Origin of the sequence: Gemmiger formicilis, assembly GCF_016900095.1 — a bacterium.
Taxonomy (GTDB): domain Bacteria; phylum Bacillota; class Clostridia; order Oscillospirales; family Ruminococcaceae; genus Gemmiger; species Gemmiger formicilis_A.
Window position 1 is genome coordinate 1 of record NZ_JACJJP010000002.1, and the last position, 21,201, is coordinate 21,201.

The following is a 21,201-nucleotide window of genomic DNA, read 5'->3' on the forward strand; positions in this document are numbered from 1 at the left end:
TCAGGTCCCCCAGGACCTGAGTAGGCCGTCCCGGAGGGGTGGCCGCATATGGGTCCAGGGGTGAAACCCCTGGTCGGCGTCCACCGCGTCGAAACGGTGGGACTTTTCGCTTCCTTTTGGTCACAAAAGGAAGGACTGACCGGCAGCCTGCTGTCTGCCATGAAAACAAGAAACATAGAAATTATATTCCGAGCAATCAATGTTCCCCGTGGAACATCCCCCACCTCCCCAAATACAAAAATCAAAAAAATCCGGTCAAAATGTTCCCCGTGGAACATTTTGGGCCCCAAAACACCCCCAAAACCACCCAAAATGCCAAAATTGCCGCCGAAGTCTTTCTATTGCATCGCTTCTGTGGTATAATAAGCCCAAAACGCGCCCCGGCACACCCCGGCAGGCAGTACAACATGATTTTGCAAGGAGGATGTGCCAATGGCTAAGGTGGTTGCCATCGCAAACCAGAAAGGCGGCGTGGGCAAAACCACGACCTGCGTCAACCTGTCGTCCTGTGTGGCGGCGTTGGGCAAGCGGGTGCTGGTGGTGGACCTGGACCCCCAGGGCAACACCAGTTCCGGGTATGGGGTATCCAAGCATGAGCTGAACTCCAACGTCTATACCTGCCTCATCGACGACGAGGACGTGCGGCAGGCCATCGTCAAGACCAACTACAACGCCGACCTGCTGCCCTCCAACACCCAGCTGGCCGGGGCGGCGGTGGAACTGGTCAACCTGCCCCGTCGGGAAAACCGCCTGCGGGCCGTGCTGGCCCCGGTGGTGCCGGTGTACGATTATATCTTCATCGACTGCCCGCCCTCCCTGGACCTGCTCACCATCAACGGCCTGTGCGCCTGCGATACCGTCCTCATCCCCATCCAGTGCGAATACTACGCCCTGGAAGGCTTGTCCGAACTGATGAACACCCTGAAAACGGTGCGCAAAAAGTACAACAAGTACCTGGACATCGAAGGTGTGCTCTTCACCATGTACGCCGGACGCCTCAACCTGACCATGCAGGTGGTGGCCCAGGTCAAGAAGTATTACGGGGACAAGGTCTACAAGACCGTGGTGCCCCGCACCGTCCGCCTGTCCGAAGCCCCCAGCTTCGGTATGCCCATCAACTTCTACGAACCCAACGGCAAGGGCAGCGAGGCCTACATGGCCATGGCCCGGGAATTTTTGCAGAACAACGAACGATAAGGGGGATGGACCTTGGCCAAGAAGAAGATCGGCGGGTTGGGCCGCGGGCTGGACAGCCTGTTTGCCGACCTGCCCGAAGAAGAAAGCTCCGACGGGATCTCCACCCTGCCGGTGCGGGAGATCGAGCCCGACCCCGACCAGCCCCGCAAAAATTTTAATGAGGAAGCCCTTTCGGCCCTGGCCCAGTCCATCACCGAAAACGGTCTGCTCCAGCCCATCGCGGTGCGGCCCAAAAAGGCCGGCCCCGGCTACACCATCATCGCCGGCGAGCGCCGCTGGCGGGCCGCCCGCATCGCCGGGCTGGACGAAGTGCCGGTCATCGTCAAGAACGTCACCGACGAACAGGCCGCCGCCCTGGCCCTGATTGAAAACCTCCAGCGGGAGGACCTGGACCCCATCGAGGTGGCCGAAGGCTGCCGCCGTCTCATCGACCAGTACGGCCTGACCCAGGAACAGGCCGCCATGCGCCTGGGCAAAAGCCGCAGCGCCATCACCAACACCCTGCGTCTGCTGGGCCTGCCCGACGACGTGCGGGATGCGGTGCGCGCCGGCGCTATCACCACCGGCCACGCCAAAGCCCTGCTGGGCCTGCCCAACGCCGATATGATGTCCGCCGCCGCCAAGCAGGTGGTGGAAAAGAACCTGAACGTGCGCCAGACCGAAGCGCTGTGCCGCAAGCTGGCCAAGCCCCCCAAGGAACCCAAACCGGTGGATGCCTTCATCCGGCCGGTGCTGGCCACCGAGGTGGAAGCCGCCTTGAAGGAAGTCACCGGCAGCGAAGTCCATGTGGACTACAAGAACGGCAAGGGCAGCCTGCGCATCGACTTTTATTCCGACGAACAGCTGCGCCGCTATGCCGACCTGCTGGGCCATTATAACCCCGAGCAATCCTAAACCGTCTCACCGCCAATACAAAACATAGAGGAGAGAAAGCATCATGTTAGACATCCGTTTTGTGCGCGAGCACCCCGACGAAGTCAAGGAAAACATCAAGAAGAAGTTCCAGGACCAGAAGCTGCCCCTGGTGGACGAGGTCATCGCCCTGGACGCCGAGTACCGTGCCGCCATCAGCGAGGCCGACAGCCTGCGTGCCAACCGCAACAAGCTGTCCAAGCAGATCGGCATGCTCATGGGCCAGGCCAAGAAGGACCCCTCCAAGGCCGCTGAGGCCGAGGCCGTGAAGGCCCAGGTCACCGCCCAGGCCGACCGTCTGAAGGAACTGGAAGCCAAGGAAGCCGACCTGCAGGTCAAGATCCGGGACATCATGTACACCATTCCCCAGATGGTGGACCCCAGCGTGCCCGTCGGCCCGGACGACAGCTGCAACGTGGAAGTGCAGCGCTTCGGCGAGTGCACCGTGCCCGACTATCCCATCCCCTACCATGTGGATATCATGGAAAGCTTTGACGGCATCGACCTGGATGCCGCCGGCCGCGTTTCCGGCAACGGCTTCTACTACCTGCTGGGCGACATCGCCCGCCTGCATGAGGCTGTGCTGGCCTACGCCCGCGACTTCATGATCGACAAGGGCTTCACCTATGTGATTCCGCCCTTCATGATCCATGGCAACGTGGTGCAGGGCGTCATGTCCTTCCCCGAGATGGATGCCATGATGTACAAGATCGAGGGCGAGGACCTGTACCTGATCGGCACCAGCGAGCACAGCATGATCGGCCGGTTCATCGACCAGGTCATCGACGGCACCAAGCTGCCCCTGACCCTGACCAGCTATTCTCCCTGCTTCCGCAAGGAGAAGGGCGCCCACGGCATCGAGGAGCGCGGCGTCTACCGCATCCACCAGTTCGAAAAGCAGGAGATGATCGTGGTCTGCAAGCCAGAGGACAGCATGGTCTGGTACGACAAGCTGTGGCATAACTCGGTGGAGCTGTTCCGCAACCTGGAAATCCCCGTCCGTCAGCTGGACTGCTGCACCGGCGACCTGGCCGACCTGAAGGTCAAGAGCTGCGACATCGAGGCCTGGAGCCCCCGTCAGCAGAAGTTCTTCGAGGTGTGCAGCTGCTCCAACCTGGGCGATGCCCAGGCCCGCCGCCTGCGCATCCGCTACAAGGACGAAAACGGCAAGACCCAGCTGGCCCATACCCTGAACAACACCTGTGTGGCCCCGCCGCGTATGCTCATCGCCTTCCTGGAAAACCACTACCAGGCCGACGGCACCGTGACCATCCCCGAAGTGCTGCGCCCCTACATGGGCGGCAAGGCCCTGCTGGTGCCCACCAACAAGAAGTAAGTATGCCTTTGCTGCTGGTTTTCGGCGGCGAAGATGTGAGGCAGTCCCGGAAACGGGGCTGCCTTTTTTTGATGGTTTTATGGGGGGAGCTTCCCCTGGGGGTGAGAAAAGCGGGACTCGGCCGCTCTTTTCCCCAAAGCCTCCCTTGTGTAAGGGGAGGTGCCGCGCCTTTTTCCTCTAAGCCTCCCCTGTGCAAGGGGAGGTGCCGCGCCGCGGCGGAGGGGTTGTAAAGCCGGCCTTGCAACCCGTTACCGGGCAATGCCTCATGGCATCCAACCCCTCAGTCGGCCTCGCGGCCGCCAGCTCCCCTTGCACAGGGGAGCCGGACTCTACCGCCAAAACGCAGACACCTAAAAATGAGACGAATTCTTGTTTCCAAAATTTGCCTGAAAAAAATTCAAAAAAGGCTTGACAAAAAGGGCTTGTTTCCGTATAATAAACGAGTAACCCCTTCCGGGGTGGCACATGTGGCGGTATAGCTCAGTTGGCTAGAGCATTCGGTTCATACCCGAAGTGTCACCGGTTCAAATCCAGTTACCGCTACCACAATGCAGGCTTTCGCTAAAATACTTGGGGGCCGGCTGCAGTAGTGGTCGGTAAGTTGCTTGCTGTTTTAGCGAAATCCTGCGTATTATGGCCCGTTGGTCAAGAGGTTAAGACACGGCCCTTTCACGGCTGTAACATGGGTTCGATTCCCGTACGGGTCACCAAGGCACCTGCTTCTTAGGAAGCAGGTGCTTTTCTTTATGTACAGCCCTCGGGTAGGGCACAGACCCGGTGACCCGTACGGGAATCGAAAAGCTCGGGTCCGCCGTTTGCTCCGGCGGACAAAAACGTTCCTGCGGAACGTTTTTAGAGCGCGGGGGTTTTATTTTTTGCGCACCACTCGTTAAATACCTTTAAGCAATGGAATCTGCCGGAGCGGCGGGTTCCGTTTTGTTTTTGGCCGTCTTTCCCGCACTGAGCTGATCCTGGACCTTCCCGATAAAGCGATAATAAATTTCGATCCGCATGACTGGCAGGCCATCCAGAATTTCTTTTTCATGGATGACAATTTTCTCAATCAACGTATGGACCAGCTCTTCATCCAGTTCTGTGATATCGGCATAAGGGGCGACCAACGCAGCAAAATCCCTGCTGTTTTGTGTTTTGCTTGCGGACTCCGCCAGCTGCGTTTGGATTTCTGCGGTGCGTGCTTTCAAGTTCTTGGTTTCCGCTTCATATTTGGCAGAAAGCGTCTGATACAATTCTTCTGGCAAGCGGTCGAAAACATGGTCTTCATAGATGCGCTGTACCAGCGTAGCCAGTTCGGCCAGCCGGTGTCTGGAAGTTTCCAACTCCTTTTTCAAGGCGTTTCCTTCGTCTGCCTGTCCGGCTTTGGAAAGCTGCATCAGATAGTCAATATATCTGCCAGTGTCTTCCGATGCCAGCATGGCATTCCGACGAATATCTTCCAGAACGATACTTTTGACCTGTTCCAGCGTGATGTAATGCGTGGTGCAAAACTTGCCTCCGTACCGGCGGTTGGTGTTGCAGCTGAAACTTCCCAGCGATTTTCGCCGTTTTTCATTTTTGCGGTTGCAGAACGCCATCCGTTTACCGCATTCGCCGCAAAACAGCAAGCCACGGAAAATGTTGGCGTTGCAGCACCGCTTGCGCGGCTGCTTTACCTTCACCCGTTCCTGCACAGTCCAGAATGTTTCGGCATCCACCAGCGGCTCATGTGTACCTTCCACCACGATCCAATCCGTCTCCGGTTTCCAGATGAGTTTTTTCTCCTTGAAGTTCTTGCTGCCGGTACGGAAGTGTACCATGTTTCCGATATACACCTGGTTCATCAGGATGGCTCGGACGGAGCTGTGGTCCCAAGCAAAGGGGTACTGCAAAATCCGATCCGAAACAAACTTACCAAACTTCTCATGAAGGTAAGCCTGCGGACGAAGGATTTGCTGTCTTTCCAGTTCGCGGGCAATCTGGCCGCAGGTTTTTCCCTCCAACGCCATCCGAAAGATTTCCCCAATGACCGAACTGTACTGGTTCGGCACCAGTTTATGCCGGTCTGCGGGATCGCGGTCATATCCATAGGGAGGATACGCACCGGTATACTCCCCTCGAAGCGCCTTGGCTTTAAAGGCTGATTTCACTTTTCGGCTGATATCCTTGGCATACCATTCATTGATAATGTTTTTGAACGGTGCAAATTCGTTTTCCCCGACTGCAGAATCCACCCCGTCTGTGATGGCGATAAATCGCACCTTGTATTCGGGGAAGATCACCTCGGTATAGCGCCCCACCTCCAGATAGTTGCGCCCCAGACGGGACAGGTCTTTGACCAGAATCGTTTTGACCCGTCCCTGTTGCACCAGTTCCATCATCTCGATGAATGCCGGTCGGTCGAAATTGGTGCCGGAATAGCCGTCATCCATAAAGAATCGGCAGTTGGTAAAACCGTGTTCCTTGGCATACTGCCCCAAAATTGCACGCTGGGACTGGATGCTCATGCTTTCGCCGCTCATTTCATCGTCGCGGCTCAGTCTGCCATATAAAGCGGTGATATCCTGTAGCTGTTTCTGATTCATATACCGTCCTTTCCGAACAGCGATTCAGGATGTTTGCCTGTTCACAGTATACATCTTTTCAGCGGTATTGTGTAGTTCTTTTTTACAGTTCCTTCCGTGACGCTGTCCTGTTTATGGTATTTCTTTTTGCTTGTTTCCGGTGTATAATGAAAAATCATCCATACCGGAACGGTATAATGTCAGTATACGGAAGGACTGCGCAAAACACATTGCGCGTAAATTGCAGGAATTTTGAGCACCGGAGGTGAGAGTATGGAACGCGTGGACTTTTGCTCCTGTATGACGGTTCTGCGCAGATATCTGCAGGAAGATCAGATGGGAAATCAGCTGGATCTGATGTATGCCCTGTTCCGCAGCTTTTTGCAGAGTGAGGAAGCTGCCAGTTTCGATCTGGATAATGGACAGGTCTGCCGGTGGCTCAATGGCATGGCAAAAGTCAGCCCCAAAATTACAGGGTTTTACCTGACAGGTAAAGAATATCTGCTCGCTGCGGACATCCGGGAAGAGATCTTCCCGTATCTTTCCGACCCAGATATGGCGATACAGGAATTTTGTCGCTTGATTCTTCAGGACCCTTCTGTGTCGGAAAGAAAAAAGCGGGCCCTGCTCGAAGAAAACGGCACCGATCCGGTGCAGCAGGCAAACTTTCTGGCAGATGTTCTCTGCTTTGCCCTAGGACGTGAGTTTCTCAAACGCGATGCGCGCACCAAGACTTTGCGGGCAGCAGGAAATCTCTCCCCCAGTATTCTGGATTTTATTTTCAGCGCAGACCCGCCACGCCCCTGCAGCTATTTTTGTGGGCGAGATGTAGAGATGGAACAGCTCCATGATCTGCTCTCAGAAAACGGAAAGGTGTTTGTGCATGGGATTCCCGGCATCGGAAAGAGCGAACTTGCCAAGGCCTACGCCAGCAGGTATCAAAAGGAATACACCAACCTTTTATATATAGCGTACTCGGGAAACCTGGTGCGGGATATTTCCGAGATGGATTTTGCCGAGGACCAGCCGGAAGAAAACGAACAGGATCGCTTTCGGCGGCACAACCGCTTCCTGCGAAGCCTGCAAACCGATACGCTGCTGATCGTGGACAACTTTGATACAGCGCCCGAGGAGGAAGCCTTTTTACCGGTCTTGCTGAAATACCGTTGCCAGATCCTCTTCACAACCCGCTATCGTCCGCGACATTACACGGCATTGGAGATTACGGAAATTCAGGATGCTGCCATGCTGTTTCAGCTGGCAGAACGTTTCTATCCGGAAGCGGCAGATCATACGGAAGTCCTGGAACAGATCTTCCGTACGGTGCACGCCCATACTTTGGCCGTGGAACTGGCGGCACGCCTGCTGGGCAAGGGTGTTCTGACGCCGGAAGAGTTGCTGGAAAAACTGAAAGCCGAAAATGTGGCACTGCAATCTCAGGAAACCATTCACACGAACAAAGACAACCGCCCACAAAAGGCCACCTATTACCAGCACATTCATCTGCTTTTTTCGCTGTACAAATTGAGCGCCCCACAGCAAGCTGTACTGCGCTGCATGGCGCTGGTTCCGCCTCAGGGAATCTCTGTCCGCCGTCTGGTACAGTGGATGCAACTTTCCAGCAGCAACACCCCGGAAGAACTGGTGGACGCTGGATTTTTGCATCCCCAGCCAGGGTATTGTCTTGTGATGCATCCTCTGATCCGGGAAATCACTCTGGCCGACGAAAAGCCTTCCGTTACCAACTGCCGTTGCCTTTTGCAGGAAATCCAGAAGCAATGTCTGCTGTTGGGGGTTTCCATTGACTTCGCGCCGCTTCTGTTCCAGACGGTAGACGGTATCCTGGACCATTGCATCCGGGATGATCCCGAATATTTCCTGCTATGGCTGGAAGATGTCTTCGGTTATGCGGACAACTACTCCGATGAACCCCGACTTCGCAGAATACTGGAGGAAATCCAAGACATTCTGGAGCGAGGCAAAGTCGGAAAAGCCAAGGACCATGCCATCCTGTTGGATTATACGGCGGCATTGACCGGCAATTACGACCACCGCTATAGAGAAGCCGCCGAGTTGGATCGGAAAGCACTGGATATTCTCAACCAGCAGGATTCGCTGAACTCTACAGAACGGCAGCTTTTCTGCAATATTTCCTCCAATCTTTCCCTTTGGTACACCCGCTTGCAGCAGCCACAACGAGCCTATGAGCAGATGAAGTTGGGTCTGCAGCTTCTTTCCGAGGGGCAGGTGGAGGTGAGCCGAAACACCATCCCACAGATCCTGAACTTTTCCATCATTGCCGCAAATCTGGGACGACCCGAAGAAGGCATTCCGTATTTGCAGATGCTGCGGAAGTTGTATCAGCAACAACAGATGACCGAAGGAAGCGACTATGCGGAAGTGACCTATCGGCTGGGAACGCTGTATCTGGCCGCTGGTCAGCCGAAGGCAGCCAAAGATTTTTTGGAAGAAGCCTGGCAGATTTTCAAGACCGTATATGCCGACCAACCCAAACTTCTGGAAGAAAAGAAAGCCTTCTACCGCACCTTGCTGCAGATGCTCGGTGCGCAGTTTCTTCCCGATCCACAATCACTCACCTGAAAATTCCAACCGGCCCCTGCGCAGATGCGCGGGGGCCGGTTTTGTTGTATCCTCAATTTGCGCTCAAATTCCGCACAATGAGAAAACACCCCTCTTTCGTTAGAATGAACCTGTAAACAAAACAGCACCAACGAGTTCGAAATTGGTGCCTGGTTCCAGGGAAAACGAAAGGGGGCTTTTTCTATGGATATCGAAGCACAGAATCCGGTTCTGAGAAAACCGTACCGCCATACCGTGGGCCGCGCTGTTTTTGAGGTTACGGCCTACGGAAACCCGGCAGGTACGCGAACCGCCCACCAGCTGCTGCTTCAAAGGATGGAGCGGCAGTTGGCGAAAAAAGCAAAGGAGGAACAAGCAGATGAAGCAACTGAATCAACTGACTATTGTGGGGATTGACCAGGGATACGGCAACATGAAAACAGCAAACACCCTTTTTCCCACCGCCATCACCGCTTTTGATACCGCTCCGGTGTTTCAAGGAGATGTACTGGAATATGACGGACGTTTTTACCGCGTGGGCGAAGGGCATAAGGGATTTGTGGCAGATAAGTCTTCCGATGAAGATTTTTATCTCCTGACGCTGGCCGCTGTGGCCAAAGAGTTGGAACTGTATCGACTTTTCACTGCCAACCTTTGTCTGGCCGTGGGATTGCCGCTCAGCTGGGTGGGCAGCCAGCGGGAGAGTTTCCGCCAATATCTGTTGCAAAAGCAAGCGGTCACTTTCCGATTGAACGGGCATTTGTTTCAGCTGCGGATCACAGGATGTAAGGTTTATCCCCAAGGGTATGCAGCCGTAGTTCAGCAGTTGGGTACCTTTGAGGGAGAACACCTGCTTGCGGACATTGGCAATGGAACCATGAATCTTCTGTATTTGCAGGATTCCCAGCCACAGGAAAGCCGTTGCTGGACTGAAAAAATCGGTGTCAATCAGTGTATGATTCGCGCCAAGGAAACCGTCCTGCGTAAGTTCGGCACCAAAGTCAGTGACCATACCGTGGAACAGATTTTTCGTACCGGCACCGCCAAGATCGACGCAGCTTACCTTGCCTGTATTCGTGATGTTGCTTCTGCTTATGTGGAGGAACTCTTTGCCGTACTGCGCAGCTATGAATATGATCCGGCAACCGTACAGTTGATCGTTGCCGGTGGCGGCGGACAGCTCATCAAGCATTTTTACTCCTATGACCCGGCGCAGATTACTATTTTGGATGACCTTTGCGCCGCCGCCAAGGGCTACGAATATCTGGCATACCGACAGCTTATGCGGGAGGCCTGAGATGGGAGAAATTCGCACAACCAATCTCCGCCTCAATCTGGAAAAGCCAATACAGCGGCAGGCATGGGAATATCTGCAAACTATGGATAAAGCGGTATTCAAGTCCTATAGTCAGGCAATAGCCACTGCACTGGTGGATTATTTCGACCGGTATTACAAAAAGCAGGAGGACCCCTATCTGGAAACCCGTGCCCGGGAAGAACGGTTTGTCCAGCAGATCGTAACCGCTGTGGAGCAAGCCATGCGGGACGTACTGCCGCTTTTTCTGGCAGGTTGTCTGGCAGGTATGGGGCAAAGCGCCGGGTCGATTCAGCCGGAAGCCCCAGATTCAAAAGAGTCGGATTGCGTAAACTGGGATTTTGCGGGAGGTTGATGGGAATATGAAAACCTTACAGCAATGCCTGGAGGAGTTGGCAACCGAACGGCCGTTGCAGCCGGATGAATATCTGGACCCCAAAACCGGGCTGCCCCGCTGCAAACGCTGTCACAGCCCCCGCCGCATCCGGAAATCGCTTTTCGGCAGGGAACGGCTGCTTCCCATAGCTTGCAAATGTCAGCAAAATGGTGACAGTTCCGGGAAGAAAAACACCAAAAAGCAGGAAAAATGATGCTGCATTTTGCCCTCAAAAAGTCCGTCGACCAATGGGATCAATCTTTGATACCGGAAAGGAGTTTCTATGACTGAAAATGAGAAAAAAGTGGTACAGGCCAGGCATCGTTTGGAGGCTGCACAAGCCAGGAACCGCCAGAGAGAACGAAAGGAGCGAACACGACGATTGATCCAGGAAGGAGCCATTCTGGAAAGTTTACTGCCGGAAATCCGCGACGTGCCTCTGTGTGATCTGCCCGCAAGATTGCAGGTTGGATTGCGCAACGATCCGTAAGGGGAAAACTGTCCCGGAAGGGCGCACTTACTCACCACCGGCAAAGCCGGCGGTGGTAAGCGCGCCCGCTGCGGCGGGAGGGAAAAACGAAGGAGGTGACACGCCGTGGCGATTTACCACCTGGAAGCAAAAATCATCAGCCGCGGAGCAGGACGTTCGGCCATTGCCGCTGCGGCTTATCAGAGCGGCGAAAAGCTGTACAATGCATACGACGGCCTGACCCATGACTACCGGAAAAAAGGAGGTATCCTGCACACCGAGATTTTACTGCCGCCCCAGGCACCCGCTGCCTGGAAGGAACGTCAAATCTTATGGGAAGCAGTAGAGACCGCCGAGAAAACCCGGGACAGCCGCCTGGCGCGTCAGCTCATCGTTGCCCTGCCGGTGGAACTTGCCCAGGAGGATTGGCTGCGGCTTCTGCGATCCTTTTTGCAAAAGGAATGTGTCGACCAGGGGATGTGCGCCGATCTGGCGATCCATGATCCGGATGGCCACAACCCTCATGCGCACATCCTGCTCACCATGCGTCCCCTGAATACACAAGGGCAATGGCAGGCAAAAACACAAAAAGAATACCTGTGCAGCAAAGCGGGACAGGAACAAGGCTTTACCGCACAGGAATTTCTGCAAGCCAAAACGGAAGGCTGGGAAAAACAGTATAAATACAAGAACCCGCAGGGCCGGACAGCGTGGCTGACACCCTCACAGGCCGTCCAAAACCCCGAGTGGGTACGCTGCTCGAAGCAGCCGAAAGCGGCAAAATTTGGGCGACAAAATCCGCTGTGTGCCCGGTGGAACAGCCAGGAGCAGCTGCTCCAATGGCGATGCGCCTGGGCAGAGGCCGTCAATCACGCGTTGGAAGAAAAGCAGCAGACAGCCCGTGTTACCCATCTGAGCCATGCGGCACAAGGCATAGCGGAGCAGCCAACCGTTCATGAAGGATACCACGCCCGCAAGTTGGAAAAGCAGGGAATCTCTGCGGACCGCTGCGAACTCAATCGGCAGATTCGGGCCGACAATGCGTTGCTGCACACGCTGAAAGAGCAGTTGGAAAAATGGACGGAATGGGTCGGCCAAGGGGTGGAGAAGATGGCTGCTCTGCTGGAACAGCTGCGCAGCAATCTGATCCTGCTACAATACCGGGTCCTTTCCAATGAAGCGCGGACAGATATTTACAAACGGGAGGCGGCCTATATGCGTCCACTCTTGAAAGATGTGGACGATACAAACCGACAGTTGACGGAGATCCAATTGCAACGCCAAAAGGCACAGGCGGACAAAAAGAGCCTTTCCCCGCTGCAGCTCCGAAAGTACCGCCATTTGTCTGAGCAAATCGCCGCCCTGACCGAAGAACTGGAAGAACTGCAAAGCCGCCGCCATATGTTGATGGAAAAGCTCTATTGCAAAAAGGATAGCGATGTTACCCGAAGGGAAAAAGAGCTGGTGCAGCTTACCCTGATGATTGAGCAGTTGGATACGCAACGGAACAGTCTTCAGGAGCAGCTGAAAAAAGATCTGCAACATTTTACAGGTCTTATAAATTCCATTCCCGAACCGGACCGGGAAGCCGTTATGGACGAGCGGGTAAGACTTCGCAAACAGATTACGCGGGAACTCTATCATTCTTTGCAAGCAAAGGAGCTGGAATTCAATTTTTCCCGGGCTGCCAATGCCGAAAGAAAAATCGATGATTTCACGGGAGAAACCGGTCAGATGCAAAAGATATTGCTTCGGAAGCGCAAAAAGCAAACTTCAAGGCAAGGCAGAAATTCGGAAGAGCGAGCCCTTTGAACAGAGTTTACTTTATCTGAAGCAATTCTCGATTCCGCAATTGTTTTAAACTCAGCCGGAAAACGCAAAAGTCGAAGCAAACCCAACACATTAGCCGCACCGGAAGATCCCATCCCGGCTACCCTGCCGCAGGGAATCTTAACGACGGCGCCGGAGCCGCCCGCAGCGGATTTTTCCGGCATCGGGAGGAACCGGTCTTACCGCCTGGTTTGCCGGATCACGGTAAAAATAAAGTGCCTGCTGCCTGTCATGTGCAGGCAGCAAGCACCTTTCGTTGCTTGAATCGCTTTTGGAAATTCAGGGATTCATTCGTCCGTAAAGTTCCATCTGGTGGCGGACTTTGGCGGCCAGAGCGTCGTCAAAGACGCCGGGCAGCGCCCGCCAGCACCAGTTGCCGCCCAAAGTGGAGGGCGTGTTCATCCGGGCTTCGTGCCCCAGCCCCAGCAGGTCCTGAGCCTGTACAATAGCCAGATCGGCCACGCTGGCCCAGGCCGCACGCATCATGCCCCAGTGGTAACCTTCTTCCCGGGTCAGTTGCAGATAGTCCAGGGCGTGGGCAATGTCGGGGGCGGGGGCAGTCTCAAACCAGCCGTTCACCGGCTCGTTGTCGTGGGTGCCGGTGTAGACCACACAGTGCCGGGGATAGGTGTGGGGCAGGTAGTCCCCGCCGTCCCGGCTGTCAAAAGCAAATTCCAGCACCTTCATGCCGGGATAGCCGCTTTCCCGCAGAAGCTGACGCACATCGTCGGTGAGAAAGCCCAGGTCCTCAGCCAGGATGTCCCGCTTGCCCAGGGCCTTTTCCACAGCCTTGAACAGTTCGATGCCCGGTCCCGGACGCCAGTGTCCGCCGCAGGCGTCGGTCTGTCCGTAGGGGATGGCATAGTACCCCGCAAAGCCCCGGAAATGGTCGATACGCAGCACATCGTAGGTGCTGCACAGCACCCGGAACCGCCGCACCCACCAGGCATAGCCGTCGCGGGCCATTGCGTCCCAGTCGTACAGCGGGTTGCCCCACAGCTGCCCCGTGGCGGAAAATCCGTCCGGCGGGCAGCCAGCCACCTCGGTGGGCAGCAGGTTCTCGTCCAGCTGGAAGGCTTCCGGGGTGCTCCACACATCCACGCTGTCGGCGGACACATAGATGGGCAGGTCCCCGATGATGCGGATGCCCCGGTCGTTGGCGTAGCGCTTCAGCGCCCGCCACTGGGCAAAGAACAGGTACTGCACCGCCTGCCAGAAGCGGATGGCTCCGGCACAGCGGATGCGGGCGGCGGCCAGGGCGGCAGGCTCCCGGTGGCGCAGCGCCGGTTCCCATTCGCTCCAGGCACGGCCGCCGTGTTCGTCCTTCAGCGCCATGAACAGCGCGTAGTCCGGCAGCCAGAAAGCATTGTCCCGGCAAAAATCGGTGTAGGCCGCGGGCGAGTCTTGCAGCAGCCGGTCACAGGCCTTGCGCAGCACCGCCCACCGCTTTTGGTAGAGCGCACCGTAATTCACACGGTCGGGGGTGCTCTCCCAGTCGATAGACCGGTATTCCTCGGACCGCAGCAGGCCGTCGGCGGCCAGTGCGTCCAGATCGATGAGATAGGGATTGCCCGCAAAAGTCGAAAAGGACTGATAGGGGCTGTCCCCGTAGCTGGTGGGGCAGATGGGCAGCAGCTGCCAGTAGCGCTGCCCCGCTGCCGCCAGAAAATCCACAAATGCCCTTGCCGCCGCGCCCATCGTGCCGATGCCATAGGGCGATGGCAGACTGGACAGATGCATCAATACACCGCTTGCGCGCATGGGCAAACCTCCTTTCGGTCAATGGATTTTGTTGGGATCGGGCAGACGCTGTATGCTCTCGCCCTCGATTAGTTCGTAGGGCACCAGTTCGTGCACGGCATCGCAGCCCTCCTCGATGCAGCGGATCAGGATGGACACGCCGCACCCGGCCATCCGTTCGGCGGGCTGGCGGATCGTCGTGAGCCGCGGGGAAAGATAATCCGCCAGCTCGATGCCGTCGAAACCGCACACCGACACATCCTCGGGGACCCGCAGTCCGCGGTCCCGCAGCGCGCGGATGGCGCCGATGGCCATGATGTCACTGAAGGCAAACACGGCGGTCAGCCCCGGCAGATTGTCCAGCAATTGTTCCATGGCGTGGTAGCCGCCGACCAGCGTGTAGCGGGCCTCGATATACTGCCCGGCGGGGTCAAAGGAAAGTCCCCGGCGGGAAAACTCGCTCAGACAGCCGCTCAGGCGGGCGGAACTGGGCTGGGAGGAAGTCAGGTCGCCGCCGATAAAGGCGATGCGCCGATGGCCGTTGTCCAGCAGATGCCCCACCATCCGAACCGCAGCCGCCACGTCGTCCACGCTGACGCTGGACAGGTTGGGGATGGCCGCGGTGGCGGCAGTGTTGGTCATCAGCAGGCAGGGCACGCCTAGGTCGGCCAGATCGGGGCCGAAATGGTTGCGGTCAGAACCCAGGAAAATCACACCGTAGGGCTTGCGCTCCCGGCAGACGCAACGCGCCTGTTCCACTTCGTTGTCATTTTCGTCGATATAGAAGACCATGCTGCTGTATCCAGCGGCACTGCATTCAGCCTGCATTTTTTCCAGCACCGAGGCAAACAGCATGTTGTGCGTGCCTTTTACGATCATGGCAATGCCCTGATTCGCCTGCTGCTTGAGATGTTTGGCGTTGGCGTTGGGCTGGAAGTGGTATTTCTCGATCACTTCCAGAATGCGCGCTCTCGCAGCGTCGCTGACGTTCGGGTTGTGGTTGATGACGCGGGAGACAGTTCCCACCGCATACCCGGACTCACGGGCAATGTCTTTGATCGTCATAGTATGCCTCTTTTTCTGATGCGGAATCTAGTCTTTGCTCAGCCCTTGACGGCGCCGGCTACGACGCCTTCGATGATATACTTCTGGCAGATCAGGTAGAGGATGACAACCGGCAAGACGGTCAGCATAATGCAGGCCATCATGGGGCCCATCTCTACTTTGCCGTAGCTGCCGCGGAAATACTGGATCGCCATGGGGATGGTCCGGTAACTCTTGATGTCCAGCACCAGCGTGGGCAGCAGATAGTCGTTCCATACCCACATGGTTTCCAGAATGGCGGTGGAGATCATGGTGGGCTTCAGGATGGGGCAGACCACCCGGAAGAAGATCTGCAGCGGATTGCAGCCGTCGATCATCGCGGCTTCCTCAATTTCCACCGGCATAGATTTCATGAAGCCGGTAAACATGAACACCGCCAGCCCGGCGCCGAAGCCCAGATAGATGATGCAGATGTTGTAGGGGTTGTTGAGCTTGAGGGTATCGGCGGTCTTGGCCAGGGTGAACATGACCATCTGGAAGGGCACCACCATGCTGAAGACGCACAGGTAGTACATGCCGGTGGACAGTTTGCCGTGCACCCGGGTGATATACCACGCGCACATGGAGCAGCATAGCAGGATCAGCACGACCGAGGACACCGAGATAAATAAACTATACCAGAAAGACTTGAGAAAGTCCATTGAGGTAATGCCGTAAATGTAGTTGTGCAGCCCCACAAAGCTCTCGGCGGTGGGCAGTTCAAAGACGCGGGTGGTGGTGATACTGCGCTCCTGTTTGAAGGAGTTGAGCAAAATCAGCACAATGGGGTAGATGTAGGCCAGGCACAGCAGCGACAAAACCACCGAGATGACGGTGTTGACGCGCCTGGTTGTTTTAGAATTCTGCATTACTGCTGCACCTCCTTGGAGCGGGTCAGCCGCAGCTGGACCAGGGCGATGACCACCACCGCCAGGAAGAAGACGACGGCCTTGGCCTGGCCGATGCCCTTCCACTGGGCACCGCTGCGGGCATAGAAGGTATCGTAGATGTTGTAGGCCAGCATCTGGGTGGCCTTGGCGGGTTCGCCGCCGGTCAGCGAGAGGTTCTGGTCGAAGAGTTTGAAGGAGTTGGTCAGCGTCAGGAAGGTGCAGATGGTGATGCTGGGCATGACCATGGGGATCTTGACCCGGAACAGCACCTGGCGGGCGGTGGCGCCGTCGATGCGGGCGGCCTCGATGAGGTCGGGGGGCACGTTCTGCAGCCCGGCGATGTAGATAATCATCATGTAGCCGATCTGCTGCCAGCACATGAGGATGATCAGGCCCCAGAAGCCGTAGGTGGCGTTGAGCTGCAGCAGCGGCTTTTCCAGCAGGGTGAGCACGCCGTTGAGCAGGGTGTTCCAGATATAGCCCAGCACCACGCCGCCGATGAGGTTGGGCATGAAGTAGACGGTGCGGAAGACATTGGTGCCCTTCACATGGCGGGTGAGCAGCAGCGCCAGCAGAAAGCCCAGCACATTGATGAGCACGGTGGCCACGATGGTGAAGGCTGCCGTGAACCAGAAGGCGTGGAGGAAGGTGGTGTCGGCCCAGATCTTGATGTAGTTCTGGATGCCCACAAAGGTCACGTTCTTGACGGTGGTGAACTGGCAGAAGGACAGCCCGATGCCCCAGAGGAAGGGCCAGATGAACCCGATGATGAAGGCCAGCAGGGTGGGCAGCACAAAGACCGGCCAGTATTTTTTGATGGCTTTTTCCATAATGATGTTCCCCATAAAGAAACGGGAAGGGTGGGCGCTGTATCGCCCGCCCTTCCCGCAAGGTTACGCGTATTCCGTCACAGACGGTGGTATCAGCCCGCGTTCAGCGCGGCCTCGGTGGCCCAGCCGTCCACAAAAGCGGTGACCACATCGTCCCAGGTGCCGGTGCCGGCCGCGTAGGCGGTCAGAGCGGAGCCCAGGTTGTTCTTCCAGTTTTCGGAAGGCATGGTGGTGAAGTTCCAGGACACAGGCACCTTGCCCGCTGCGGTCATTTCCTGGTCTTCCTTCACGAAGAGGTTGGTGGATTCCTGAGCGCCCTTGAAGGGGATGACAAAGCCCATGTCGTCGGCCATGGCCTTGGTGCCTTCCTCCGAGGTGACGCACCAGTAGATGAAGTCCAGGGTAGCCTGGATGTCTTCTTCGGGGGCTTCCTTGTTGACGCACCAGTAGTTCTCGGTGCCGGTGCACAGGCCCTGGTTGGCTTCGTCGCCCACGCCGATGTAGATGGGGATCATGGCCAGGTCGTCATCGGTGAAGGTGCCGTCCTGGGTCAGGTTGACGTACTCCCAGGAACCGTTCTGGTAGAAGACGGCCTCGTTGGCCAGGAACTCGTTGCGGCTGTCGTCGGCGGTCTTGCCGGCCAGCTCGGTGGGCGCGCAGGTGGAGTTGTTGATGTACAGATCAAAGATGTTCTTGTAGTTGTCCAGGTAGGTGCCCTTGATGGCGTCGGTGGAGTTGATGCCCTCGTCCTTGTACTCAAAGTAGATGGGCAGGTTGGCCAGGTGGGTCTTGTAGCGCCAGTCGGAGGAAGAATCCATGCCGGCAGAGGTGAAGGCCGCGAAGCCCAGCTCATCCTTGCGGGCGGTGATGTCCTCGGCCACCTTCTTCAGGTCGGCAAAGCTCTTGATGTCGTCGATGGTGTAGCCCGCCTTTTCCAGCAGGGTCTTGTTGGTGATCAGACCGTAGGACTCGATGACGTAGCCGACGCCCAGCGTGGCGTCCCCGTCTTTCAGGGCGTAGGTGTCGCTGGTCAGCTCCCCAAGGATGGGGGTGCCGGTCAGGTCGTAGCAGTAGTCCTTCCAGTTGGCCAGGCCGATGGGGCCGTTGACCTGGAACAGGGTGGGCGCGTCGCTCTTGGCCATCTCGCTCATCAGGGTGGTCTCGTACTCACCGGAAGCGGCGGTGACCACCGTGACCGGCACGCCGGTCTGCTCGGTGTAGACGGCGGCCAGGTCCTGCCACTGCTGATCCTGCTCAGGCTTGAAGTTCAGGTAGTAAACCTTGCCCGCGGCGGTGGGAGCGGCTTCGCTGGTGGCGGCGGAATCCCCGGCGGCGTCAGTGGATGCGGCAGTGCTGTTGCCCGAAGAGCTGCAACCGGCCAGAAGGGCAGCCGTCATCGTACCGGCGAGACCCAGCGCGAGCATTTTTTTGAATTTCATGGTATTTTCCTCCTTGAATAAAATAAAAATGTGTCATGGTTCGGAAAAACGGATGAGCGGTTCTGGATTGGTAACGTTTCCAACCCTTCGATGTTTTTATAATACACCGGTTGTGCTAAAAATTCAATACTTTTTCGTTTTTTTTTCAATATTTGTTCATAATAGACAAAAAAAGCGCCGTCCGATTTGTGCAGGAGTTTTTTTGAGAGGATCGCCCTTTCCTCGCTTTTCTTACCCCATTACGCTTTTGCAAGGTGCCAGATATCACGATTGTATTCGGCGATGGTGCGGTCGCTGGAGAACAGGCCCGCCTTTGCAATATTGACCACACATTTTTTGGCCCAAGCTTCGGGATTGCACCCATAGTCCGCCAGTGCCTGCCCTTTTCGTACCACGTAGCTGTTAAAGTCCGGCAATGTCTGGAACCAATCCTTCTGGATCAGTTCGTCACGCAAACGGGTCAGATTTTCCTCCCGGCCGGCTTTCAGCATAAGCGGATCGGTCAGGAAGTCGATAGCTCGCTTGATGTTGGCATCCGCATGATACCACTCGGCGGCACAATAATCCTGCTGCGCATAGTGGCGGATGACCTGCTCCGCCGTCTGGCCGAAGACATAGATGTTCTCCGATCCGACCTGGCGGAAAATCTCCACATTGGCGCCATCCATCGTGCCAAGCGTCACGGCGCCATTGAGCATGAACTTCATGTTCCCCGTTCCGGACGCTTCCTTGGACGCCAGGCTGATCTGTTCAGAAAGATCGCAGGCAGGGATGAGTTTTTCGGCCGCTGTCACATTGTAGTTTTCAATAAACACGACCTGAAGCCAGCGGGAGACTTCCGGGTCCGCCGCAATGACCTTGGAAAGGGTCAGCAGCGCATGGATGATATCCTTGGCGATGATATAGGCCGGCGCGGCTTTCGCCCCGAAGATGCTCACCAGCGGCACCGGAGGCAGATGGCCGGCCTTAATCTCGTGGTACTGGTGAATCAGATACAGCAGATTCAGCTGCTGGCGCTTGTATTCATGGAGCCGCTTGGATTGAATATCGAACATCGCGGCAGGGTTCACTTCCACCCCCTGCACACGCTTCAGCCATTCGGCAAGAGTCACCTTGTTCTGTGCTTTAACATCGGCAAATTCTTTCCGTGCCGCCGGGTCATCGGCAAGGGGCAGCAAGGCTTCCAGCTCATCGGCATTTTTATAAAATCCCGTACCGATGTGGCTTTTGATTCTCTCCGTCAGGGCCGGATTGCATTCCAGCAGCCAGCGGCGGAACGTGATGCCGTTGGTCTTGTTATTGAATTTTTCGGGATAGAGGGTATAAAAGCCGTGCAGTTCCGTCGTTTTCAGAATCTCGGTGTGCAGCTCCGCCACGCCGTTGGTGGAATGGGTAAAGTGAATATCCATATGCGCCATATGGACACGATCTTCGGCATCAATGATAGCAAGGCTCTCGTCCTGGGTGCGGGTACGGGCCAGGGCATCCAGCTTTTCAATGATGGGCATGATCTGCGGCACGACCGCCTCCAGATAACTGCGCGGCCACTTTTCCAGCGCTTCCGCCAGAATGGTGTGGTTGGTATAGGCGCAGGTTTTGGTCACGATCTCCACAGCCTCGTCAAATTCCACACCCTTTTCGCCCAGCAGACGGATCAGTTCCGGGATCACCATGCTGGGGTGGGTATCGTTGATCTGGATGGCCGCATAGTCCGCCAGGTCATGGTAGTTGCATCCGCGGGTCGCGCATTCCTGCAGGATCAACTGTGCTCCGGCAGAAACCATCAGATACTGCTGATAGACCCGCAGGCGGCGGCCCGCCTCGTCGGAATCGTCCGGATATAGGAACAGCGTCAGGTTTTTGTCGATATCCGTTTTGTCAAAGACGATCCCGTCGTGGACAATCCCCTCCTCCACCGTATCCAGGTCGAAGAGATTGAGCGTATTGGTGCGGCCCTCAAAACCGGTTACAGCCAGCCGGTACAGACGCGCCTGAAAGGTTTTGCCCGCCAGCATGACCGGGTACGTGGTTTCGGTGCGCTGCGCCCAGCTTTGTTCCGTCAGCCAGGGGTCCGGCAGCTCCGTCTGCACACCCTCTTTCAGCGACTGGCGGAACAGGCCGAAGTGATACCGCAGGCCGATGCCATCCCCCGGAAGGCGCAGCGTTGCCAGCGAATCCAGGAAGCAGGCCGCCAGACGTCCCAGGCCGCCGTTGCCAAGGGAAGGCTCCGGTTCGACCTCCTCGATTTCGCTCAGGCTTTTGCCGGCAGCCGCCAATGTGTCCCGTACGGCATCATACAGCCCCAGGTTGATCAGGTTGTTCGACAGCAATTTGCCGATCAAAAATTCTGCGCTGATGTAATACAGCTTCCGGCCCGTCACAGGCGTAACGCGCTGGGCACTTTCGCGCTGTACCAGCGTCATCAGCGCCAGATACACCTCCTGATTGGAACAGGCACTCAGCTCTTTGCCTGTCAGTTCGGCCAGCGTTTGCTTCATATCCATTCTGTTTTCCTCCGTTCACAATTTTTATAACGTGCAGGAGCGCCGCTCCCTTTCCTTAAGCCAACTATATCACACAAAACTAGCAAAATCTTGTGTGAAGCAAGCATATTATGGTACAATACTATCAAACGAAGGGGATGTG

The 21,201-nt window shown here is 56.4% G+C and carries 16 protein-coding genes and 2 tRNA genes; 11 read left to right on the top strand and 7 right to left on the bottom strand.

Translation table 11 applies throughout. From position 1 onward, the window contains the following. The first annotated feature begins 432 nt into the window (after positions 1-432). The 5 genes from H6B15_RS01050 (at position 433) to H6B15_RS01070 (ending at position 4,155) form a co-directional block, all read left to right on the top strand. On the top strand, positions 433-1,197 hold the full coding sequence (locus tag H6B15_RS01050) for a ParA family protein (protein ID WP_204645189.1): 765 nt from the start codon (positions 433-435) through the stop codon (positions 1,195-1,197). Between the two features lie 12 nt (positions 1,198-1,209). Next, on the top strand, positions 1,210-2,091 hold the full coding sequence (locus H6B15_RS01055) for a ParB/RepB/Spo0J family partition protein (RefSeq protein WP_204645190.1): 882 nt from the start codon (positions 1,210-1,212) through the stop codon (positions 2,089-2,091). Positions 2,092-2,134: 43 nt separating this feature from the next. Further along, a complete protein-coding gene (gene serS, locus H6B15_RS01060; protein ID WP_204645191.1) occupies positions 2,135-3,445 on the top strand; it encodes a serine--tRNA ligase in 1,311 nt (436 codons plus the stop codon). Positions 3,446-3,914: 469 nt separating this feature from the next. Then, positions 3,915-3,991 (top strand) — tRNA-Met (locus H6B15_RS01065). Positions 3,992-4,080: 89 nt separating this feature from the next. After that, a tRNA-Glu gene (locus H6B15_RS01070) sits at positions 4,081-4,155 on the top strand. Positions 4,156-4,344: 189 nt separating this feature from the next. Here H6B15_RS01070 and H6B15_RS01075 read toward each other — a convergent pair. After that, entirely contained in the window at positions 4,345-6,024 is a 1,680-nt protein-coding gene (locus tag H6B15_RS01075) for a recombinase family protein (RefSeq protein WP_204645192.1), read from the bottom strand. A 252-nt stretch (positions 6,025-6,276) separates the two neighbouring features. Here H6B15_RS01075 and H6B15_RS01080 point away from each other — a divergent pair, with 252 nt between their 5' ends. The 6 genes from H6B15_RS01080 (at position 6,277) to mobQ (ending at position 12,555) form a co-directional block, all read left to right on the top strand. Beyond that, positions 6,277-8,604: a tetratricopeptide repeat protein gene (locus H6B15_RS01080; RefSeq protein ID WP_204645193.1), complete on the top strand. Its 2,328-nt coding sequence runs from the start codon at positions 6,277-6,279 to the stop codon at positions 8,602-8,604. Positions 8,605-8,787: 183 nt separating this feature from the next. Continuing rightward, positions 8,788-9,000, top strand: a complete 213-nt coding sequence (locus H6B15_RS01085; RefSeq protein ID WP_204645194.1) for a hypothetical protein — start codon at positions 8,788-8,790, stop codon at positions 8,998-9,000. Next, positions 8,963-9,880: a ParM/StbA family protein gene (locus H6B15_RS01090; protein WP_204645196.1), complete on the top strand. Its 918-nt coding sequence runs from the start codon at positions 8,963-8,965 to the stop codon at positions 9,878-9,880. Before H6B15_RS01085 ends, H6B15_RS01090 begins: the two co-directional genes overlap by 38 nt. Before the next feature lies 1 nt (position 9,881). Then, positions 9,882-10,253, top strand: coding sequence for an adenylate cyclase (locus H6B15_RS01095; protein ID WP_204645198.1), 372 nt, complete (start codon positions 9,882-9,884; stop codon positions 10,251-10,253). Positions 10,254-10,557: 304 nt separating this feature from the next. Beyond that, on the top strand, positions 10,558-10,764 hold the full coding sequence (locus H6B15_RS01100) for a DUF3847 domain-containing protein (RefSeq protein WP_204645205.1): 207 nt from the start codon (positions 10,558-10,560) through the stop codon (positions 10,762-10,764). Positions 10,765-10,869: 105 nt separating this feature from the next. Next, positions 10,870-12,555, top strand: a complete 1,686-nt coding sequence (gene mobQ / locus H6B15_RS01105; protein WP_204645207.1) for a MobQ family relaxase — start codon at positions 10,870-10,872, stop codon at positions 12,553-12,555. Between the two features lie 297 nt (positions 12,556-12,852). Here mobQ and malQ read toward each other — a convergent pair whose 3' ends face one another. The 6 genes from malQ to H6B15_RS01135 all read right to left on the bottom strand — a co-directional run bounded on the left by malQ (position 12,853) and on the right by H6B15_RS01135 (position 21,059). Then, positions 12,853-14,334 (bottom strand): 4-alpha-glucanotransferase, encoded by a 1,482-nt coding sequence (malQ, locus tag H6B15_RS01110; protein WP_204645209.1) that lies wholly within the window; start codon positions 14,332-14,334, stop codon positions 12,853-12,855. Positions 14,335-14,352: 18 nt separating this feature from the next. Then, positions 14,353-15,378: a LacI family DNA-binding transcriptional regulator gene (locus tag H6B15_RS01115; protein WP_204645211.1), complete on the bottom strand. Its 1,026-nt coding sequence runs from the start codon at positions 15,376-15,378 to the stop codon at positions 14,353-14,355. Positions 15,379-15,416: 38 nt separating this feature from the next. After that, positions 15,417-16,265 (bottom strand): carbohydrate ABC transporter permease, encoded by an 849-nt coding sequence (locus H6B15_RS01120; RefSeq protein WP_204645213.1) that lies wholly within the window; start codon positions 16,263-16,265, stop codon positions 15,417-15,419. Continuing rightward, positions 16,265-17,116, bottom strand: coding sequence for a carbohydrate ABC transporter permease (locus tag H6B15_RS01125; protein WP_204645439.1), 852 nt, complete (start codon positions 17,114-17,116; stop codon positions 16,265-16,267). Before H6B15_RS01125 ends, H6B15_RS01120 begins: the two co-directional genes overlap by 1 nt. Positions 17,117-17,208: 92 nt before the next feature. Beyond that, positions 17,209-18,555 carry an ABC transporter substrate-binding protein gene (locus H6B15_RS01130; RefSeq protein WP_204645215.1) on the bottom strand — a complete coding sequence of 449 codons (1,347 nt, stop codon included), beginning with the start codon at positions 18,553-18,555 and terminating at the stop codon, positions 17,209-17,211. A 239-nt stretch (positions 18,556-18,794) separates the two neighbouring features. Beyond that, complete coding sequence (locus H6B15_RS01135) at positions 18,795-21,059, bottom strand: glycogen/starch/alpha-glucan phosphorylase (protein ID WP_204645217.1); 2,265 nt, start codon at positions 21,057-21,059, stop codon at positions 18,795-18,797. Positions 21,060-21,201 lie beyond the last annotated feature (142 nt).